Genomic DNA, 7,307 nt, shown 5'->3' on the forward strand with positions numbered 1-7,307 from the left:
CTTTTAGTTAAACCTGTTTAAAAATCAGAAAAGTCCAATTTCTTAAAATACTCTGTATCCCCAGTAAACACTGGGGATGGAGTTGTATTGTCATAGGGGTTGGATGCTTACTCTCAAACTCGTCGAGACAGAGCAGAGCCTTGCTGCTGAAAGCCTCCATGAAGTCCTTGTCGGTATAGGCGCCCGTCGAGTCGTTGAGGAAGTACTGGCGCAACTGTGGGGGCAGCAGCATGTGGAAGAACGTGGTCTTGAAGATGCCGCCCTTGCCCACGAAGATGAGTATCATCTGGTTCACCACCTTCAGCGTTACCCACGCCACTACCATCGCTACCAGCCACTTCTTGAAGAAATAGCGGAAGAGGCTCTGCGTATGCTCGTAGTCGGGCAGGTTCTCCACCTCGATGCGGTCGGCGAGCTGGTCGATGTAGTCGGGATCCTCTCCCTTCTTCCATTTCGGCAGACTGCGCAGGTAATCGTCCAAGGGGTCGAACGGCTCGCTGAAGTCGCTGTTGATGATGTTGTGCAGGGTCTTCTCCGGGAGATGCAGTCCCGACTCGTCCATCTCACTCCAGATGGAGTTCTCGATGTTGTCGTCGATGCGGACCCAGTCTGGATACTTGCCGTCTAAAACGATGCGGCTCTCCACCTCGTAAAATCCCGTCAGCTCGTTTCGGCGGAACAGATAGTGGGTGAGTAGCCACTGCTTGATGCTCCTTACCGATGGCTTGCCGCTGCGGCCCTCGCCCTGGCGATAGAAGTGCCAGATGCCAAACTTATGCAGATGCTTGTAGCGGGACTTGACGACGGAAGCCGTATCCTGGTAGCTGGAGCCAAACTCACGGTCGGCGTAGGACTGGGCTTCTTCCAGCGGGATGCCATAGTAGATGCAGATGTCGGCAAAGTGCCATACATACTCGTTGTGATGCTCAGGCTCGAATCGGTAGCCCCACAGGTCGAGCAGTTCCTTGATGTGGGAAGCCGCCTCCTCGATGGTAGGCGCGCCCTTTTCGTTTGACTTCGCCTCCTCTTTCACCTTGATGCTTCGTTTGCCGCCCTTGGCGTTTCTCCTGGCAGAATACTTCGCCTGCAACGCCTTCTTCGTGTAGAGGGGCTTCAGGTCCTTCGGTCCCAAGGCAAAAGGTTCGGCATCCCAACGGAAATAGGCATCCGGGTCGTAGGCAAGACCGGCGCATCGGGTGATGTCTACACACTGCTTGTCGGGAGCCATACCCAGGAGCTGGGTGTAGTAAGCCATCGCCTTCTGCAGCACGGCATCGAAGAGTTCCAGCACGCTGATGTCGTCGTCATCCACAGGACGGTAGGCACAGAACAATCTGAATCCCCTGCCGCTCACGGTGATATACTCTACCATCGTATGACTGTCGCCTCTCACCAGTTGGATAAGATGCTCCATATCTTCCTTCTTCACATGGTCGAAGTCGAGCTGGAACATGTAGGTAGGTTTGAGGAAGTTGGCAAGTTGTCTGCCGTAGCCGTCCATGAGTGCCGAAACCGTGATGGCAGGCATCTCAGGCTTGTACTGGTCGGCAAACTGCTTGCTGATGGCGAGACGCTTGCGGTAAGTCTCGGTCATCATTCGTAGCTCAGGGCTAGAGGTAATCACGCTCTTGAGATACAACCAGTCGGCGAGTGGATGGCTCTCCGAAGATTTGATGCAAGGGAAGTACGATGGCATCGTGGCAGCCTCATACATGCTTTTGTTTGGTTCTTTTTTCATTTTGTTTAAAATTTGCAGTTGTTAATATTCTATTTTGTTGTTTGCAACGTACTCTACGAAAGAGTGTGGGTGAACACTTGGCGATGAAGTCGGTGAAGGGTGAACCCTGATGCCAACCTTTAGCGTTAATAATGTGTTAAAAACACTATATAACCCATTATAATAGAGACTCTTATATTTCTAGCATGCGCTGTATATACAAAGTTCTTTTTACTAGGGTTCACCCCTGAGCCGAAAAGGTGAATGCTTGGAGCAAGTGTTCACCCCGCTGTTCACCATTCGGTAACTTAAGATTGCTTCAGCTCTCGTTCTTGAAAGCTGCTGCGAATTTAAGAAAAAAGGTTGAGACCGCCAAGAATCCTGTACCTACATATATAGGTACAAAAATGCGGTAATTTACGATAGCTTAACAGAAAAAATTAGAATTTTTAAATATATTAAGAAATGAAACGATTTACAAAAACACAAAAGGCACTGGGCGCTTTGACGGATACCATCCTCGGCGACAGTACTAATGTGGTACGCACCTTAAAGGTGGCTGGCCACATGAATGAGGATTCAGTCAAGCATGTCTAAGAGGGTTATGCCAGTCATACCCAGTCCTACTGCCTGCTTCGATCTTCGCTGAAGAAGTGTCACAGCACCAGAGACAAGGTGATGCTGATAATGGACTATCTTGACAACATGGAAGAGGAGTATCACAAGGTCTATCCCGACGATCCCTGCCCGATGGAAGGCGGCTACAAGGCGAGCTTCCAAAGGTTCGAGATAGAATCCTTGAGATCCGTGTGAGCCCTTCAATGATACCATACGAAACACACAATAGATACTTAAGATTATTTTTTATAACTCGATAAGTCCCGAGGCTGTTCTGGCAGTGGAAGTTGCCGGAACAACTGGGTAGTGTGTTTATGTTATTAAATTTATAACAATGATACAACCAAAGATTTCAGTAGTGACGGTATACTACAATGCCGTCTTTGCAATTGGGATGTAGCCTTTCCGTAATAGTTCATGCCCAGGCGGTCCCATCCCGCAAAACATGGCGAGGGCTTTGATGCCCCGCCAACCTTATAGCGTAGCGGTTCCGAGCACCGGAGGGCGGTTACATCCCTAATCCCTATGGTAGGGATTTAGGGCTTGGGTATAGGGTAAGGACCCTCCCGCTGGGGTTTCTGTCCCCTACAAGGGGAACCGAAAGGGTCGTAAAGACTATTGAAGACAGGTGGGGCAAATACAGCACTAAGGGCGGTTACATCCCCGCTTCCTGAGGTTTCTGTCCCCCGGGAACGGGGGAACCGAAGGGGGTGTAAAGACCATTGAGAGGGGCTTGGGGAGAAAGTGGAGCTCTCCTTGCAGGAGAGACGGAGAGGTAGAAAAAATCCTTCTTTAACGGTAAGGAAGGTTTCTGTCCCCTGTAAGGGGAACCGAAAGGGTCGTAAAGACTATTGAAGGTAGGTTTTCGACCAGTGTTATTGATCAATAAATAATAATTATATGAAAGGAATAGTATTAGCAGGTGGTAGCGGTACACGTTTGTACCCTATCACAAAAGGAATCAGCAAGCAGCTGATTCCAATCTTCGATAAGCCGATGATATATTACCCAATATCAGTATTGATGTTGGCAGGTATCCGTGAGATACTCATAATCTCAACCCCTTTCGACTTACCAGGTTTCAAACGCCTCTTAGGCGATGGAAGCCAGTTAGGTGTGAAGTTCGAGTATGCAGAGCAGCCATCACCAGATGGCTTAGCCCAAGCCTTCATTATCGGAGAGAAATTCATTGGTAATGATTCCGCTTGCCTCGTATTAGGCGATAATATCTTCTATGGTGCAGGATTAAATCAGATGCTGCATCAAGCAGTAGTAGATGCTGAACAAAATAACAAGGCAACTGTCTTCGGTTATCGTGTAAGTGATCCTGAGCGCTATGGTGTCGCAGAGTTTGATGAGCAGGGCAATTGCTTAAGCATTGAGGAGAAGCCAGAGCATCCTAAGAGCAACTATGCTGTGGTAGGTTTGTATTTCTATCCTAACAAGGTGGTAGATGTAGCTAAGCATATCAAACCATCTGCTCGTGGTGAGTTGGAAATCACCACCGTAAACCAGGAGTTCCTGAAGGATAAGCAGCTGAAGGTACAGACCATGGCAAGAGGATTTGCCTGGCTCGATACAGGAACCCATGATTCCCTTTCTGAGGCATCCACCTTTATCGAAGTCTTGGAGAAGCGCCAGGGCTTAAAAGTGGCTTGCTTGGAAGGTATAGCATACCGCCAGGGTTGGATTACCGCAGAACAGTTGAGAGAGAATGCTCAGCCTATGCTGAAGAATGACTATGGCAAGTATCTCCTTTCAATACTTGAAGAGAAAGATCATACACTAAAAAAGAATTTAGAATTTTAGCAGGAAATAATTATGGCAGGTGAAATGCCTGGGGCTTATTTTATAAGCTACTTTTCGGCTCTTGGTATGGAGCCTGCCTTTCTTAAAATATAAAACGATGAATATAATCAAAACAGAAATAGATGGCGTTCTCATTATAGAGCCACGCCTCTTCCGCGACTCTCGTGGCTACTTCTTCGAGAGCTTCAGCGAGCGAGAGTTTGAAGAAAAGGTTACCCCAATTCTGGGACACAATGTTCACTTCTGCCAAGACAATGAGTCTATGAGTAGCTATGGTGTGATGCGAGGTCTGCACTTCCAGCGCCCACCATATACTCAGAGTAAGTTGGTACGCTGCGTAAAGGGTAGAGTACTTGATGTCGCTGTAGATATTCGCAAAGGTTCACCAACCTATGGCAAGCATGTGGCTGTAGAACTTACCGAAGACAATCATGTCCAGTTCTTCATTCCGAAGGGCTTTGCCCATGGTTTCGCTGTTCTCTCAGAGACTGCTGTCTTCCAATACAAGTGCGACAACTTCTATCATCCAGAGGCAGATGGCGGCATCAGCATCCTCGATGACAGCCTCGGTATTGACTGGAAGATTCCTACAGAGCATGCAAATCTCTCGGAGAAAGATACTAAGCATGCGATGCTGAAGGATTTCGATTCACCATTTGATATCAATGTAGATTTATACAATTAGAGTCTTATGGCTGATAAAGAAGTTTTAGAGCGAAATCCTCTCGATGCTTCCAGAAGAGTTTCAAGACATTTATGATAATACGATACCTGAGGCAAAGGAGATTCGCAAGAAGATGGGGAAGAAGGTTTCTTCCGTAAAGTCCTATTCCTGTGCCATGCCGATGTTTGAAGATATTCGTAAACTCAATTACAAGGGGCAAGCCAAGGTCTGCAAGACCTTTCATCAGTACTTAAAGAAGAATCCTAATGTGGTATCCTTCTTTCTCGACCGTTTCGAGGAAACTTATTCTCGAATCAATATGAAAGACCTTGAAGACTCCATTGAATGGATCGGTTATGCCGTGAATGATATGGATAATGTCATTTCTGAGATAGATTACAACGACCCCATGACCTTTTTTGATATTGAGAAATCAATGGGGAAGGTAATCAGTAAAGAGCTGAAGAGCAATTCTCTAAAATAAGAAATGCATGTCGTTGATTTCTCGTTTGTAAATAGATCAGACCTCCTTGCTCGCATGAAAGAAGGGGATAAGGATTATAAGTCTATGCTTCCATGTTATTATGTAGAAATATCCGACGAGGTGAAGGAGGAAACTTAGACAAGCCTTCACCCTAAAAACGATAATAAAATTACTTTATTCAAAAAACAACACGTTTAACTACTTGTAAAATATAGGGAACGCTGTAATGGTGATATACAGTGTAACAACCAAAGCTGTATATGCCAGTAAAATGACACTATTTATGGAAACAATCATTTTAGATACTTTGCAAGCACAAAATTGGTGGTTGTGTAAAGTCTCTCTTTGGGATTACTTGGAAGCGGTAAAACCTTCTACAGCTTTCGATTTTGAAATCCAAAGAGGAATAGTAAAAAATATATATTTGGATACGATATTAGATTCAATTGTAGTAGGTGAACCTTTCCCACCTCTAACTTTATTGGTGGAAAATCCAAAAATAGAGTCTTCCTCTTTAATCATAGATGATTTCTATATATTGGATGGCTTGCAGAGGACATATCGCCTGTGGATTTACAAACAGATTATTGATATGGCTAAGGCTAAGGATCTCTTTGGACCATCTTGGAGAAGTTTGCATGATGTCATTTCAGAGATGCGGCAACGTTTTCCAGAAGCAACCCAAGTGATACCTTATGCTGTATTACAAAAAATGTTTACTGCAGAAAGCAATATTTTTTTGGAAAAGTTAGAACAAGCTTTTAAGGAATTTAACTTATATCTCTATATTTGGGGGAATCTTACAGAAAAAGAAGTTGTGAATAAAATGTTGTTGTTGAATGCTGGGCAAATGCGTGTGTCTTTGCAACATCAATATGAACTAATGTTTTTACGTGTTTTTTCCGATTTGAATATTCCAATAACATTGGTCCGCACAAAGGATTCAGATTATATGGATGTCAAGCGTGGTATTCGGCAACCAGGTCAGTTTCTTTTTACAACATTAGTAATAGGTCTTCGTTCTTTTATAGAATGTAAACCTGTAAGATTGGACCGAAAATTCAATTTAAATGACGAGGAATGCATCTCTGAAGAAGATGCTTCATTCTATTTTGATAAGAAATTCATAGAACAGTTTCTCGGCATTATATATCAGTTTGATAAAAAACTATCATCATCGGATAATGCATTTAAAAAATGGATAGTTAAAGATACTTCTATATCTAGCGTATTAGGTGCTGTCGGATATTGCATAAAGCAAAAATGTAATGATGAGAATGAATTTAGAGTAAAGACCATTCAAGACCTTAAGTCTATCTTATTTACTATATTTGGAAAATCCTCTTCCTTTAAACTAGTAGATTTTGAGCGTCAATATTCTAGATTGTCAAGTGTTAGGATTAATATTGGCAGTGTGCTTCGAAAGGCAATATTCAATTACTGTAAATGTTTAATAGATAAGACTCCAATAACTTGGGAACAGGCTTTTTTGATGTCAAATGCTATGAGAATAAAGGAGGAAAACGATGATTAGAGCTGAGATCTTTCAAGAGCTTTTTAAAGTAGCTATTGATGAAGCTAGTGATTTATCTATGGAAGAAAGAACTACATTGAGTGAAGCCTTAGCATATGATTTGCTCAACGGAATATCTTACATGCAAACCAAAACGCAATTTGCGTATTTATCAAATTTATTCGATTTCTTAATGCGCACATCTTTGGATTTTGATGAGGATGTAGATTATTCACATCTTAATAGCTATATAAATGAAACTTTTGTCGATATCAACAAAAAGAGAATGTTCGCATATAAAGGACATTCTCTGATGGTTGCAAATACGGACAGTCTTGGTAACACTATCTTGGACAATGTGTTTTATGTGATAGAGGCATTGGCTAGTATAGGCAAGTTCTCAATAGAAGTGCAAAAATCTGAGGGGGTTTCAGGCTTAATAATCTATACCTGAAAACACCGAGGGGTTTGGGGGCGAGTAGCCCCCATGTATTGAGCTATG

Annotated in this window: 7 protein-coding genes; 6 read left to right on the top strand and 1 reads right to left on the bottom strand. The window is 43.7% G+C overall.

Translation table 11 applies throughout. From position 1 onward, the window contains the following. Positions 1-7: 7 nt before the first annotated feature. Positions 8-1,738 (bottom strand): BT4734/BF3469 family protein, encoded by a 1,731-nt coding sequence (locus ACTQ53_RS16785; protein ID WP_441934387.1) that lies wholly within the window; start codon positions 1,736-1,738, stop codon positions 8-10. Between the two features lie 444 nt (positions 1,739-2,182). Here ACTQ53_RS16785 and ACTQ53_RS16790 point away from each other — a divergent pair, with 444 nt between their 5' ends. The 6 genes from ACTQ53_RS16790 to ACTQ53_RS16815 all read left to right on the top strand — a co-directional run bounded on the left by ACTQ53_RS16790 (position 2,183) and on the right by ACTQ53_RS16815 (position 7,259). After that, positions 2,183-2,314 (top strand): hypothetical protein, encoded by a 132-nt coding sequence (locus ACTQ53_RS16790; RefSeq protein WP_256626130.1) that lies wholly within the window; start codon positions 2,183-2,185, stop codon positions 2,312-2,314. 921 nt (positions 2,315-3,235) lie between these two features. After that, positions 3,236-4,144, top strand: coding sequence for a glucose-1-phosphate thymidylyltransferase RfbA (gene rfbA, locus ACTQ53_RS16795; protein WP_441934389.1), 909 nt, complete (start codon positions 3,236-3,238; stop codon positions 4,142-4,144). A gap of 97 nt (positions 4,145-4,241) precedes the next feature. Further along, entirely contained in the window at positions 4,242-4,829 is a 588-nt protein-coding gene (rfbC, locus tag ACTQ53_RS16800; protein WP_441934391.1) for a dTDP-4-dehydrorhamnose 3,5-epimerase, read from the top strand. A 43-nt stretch (positions 4,830-4,872) separates the two neighbouring features. After that, the gene (locus ACTQ53_RS16805; RefSeq protein WP_441934393.1) at positions 4,873-5,292 is read left to right on the top strand and encodes a hypothetical protein; all 420 of its coding nucleotides are present in this window, start codon (positions 4,873-4,875) and stop codon (positions 5,290-5,292) included. Between the two features lie 283 nt (positions 5,293-5,575). Beyond that, positions 5,576-6,826, top strand: coding sequence for a hypothetical protein (locus ACTQ53_RS16810; RefSeq protein WP_441934395.1), 1,251 nt, complete (start codon positions 5,576-5,578; stop codon positions 6,824-6,826). Continuing rightward, positions 6,819-7,259: a hypothetical protein gene (locus tag ACTQ53_RS16815; protein WP_441934397.1), complete on the top strand. Its 441-nt coding sequence runs from the start codon at positions 6,819-6,821 to the stop codon at positions 7,257-7,259. Before ACTQ53_RS16810 ends, ACTQ53_RS16815 begins: the two co-directional genes overlap by 8 nt. Positions 7,260-7,307 lie beyond the last annotated feature (48 nt).

Source organism: Prevotella sp. Sow4_E9_plate (assembly GCF_052116205.1).
In the GTDB taxonomy this organism is placed as follows: domain Bacteria; phylum Bacteroidota; class Bacteroidia; order Bacteroidales; family Bacteroidaceae; genus Prevotella.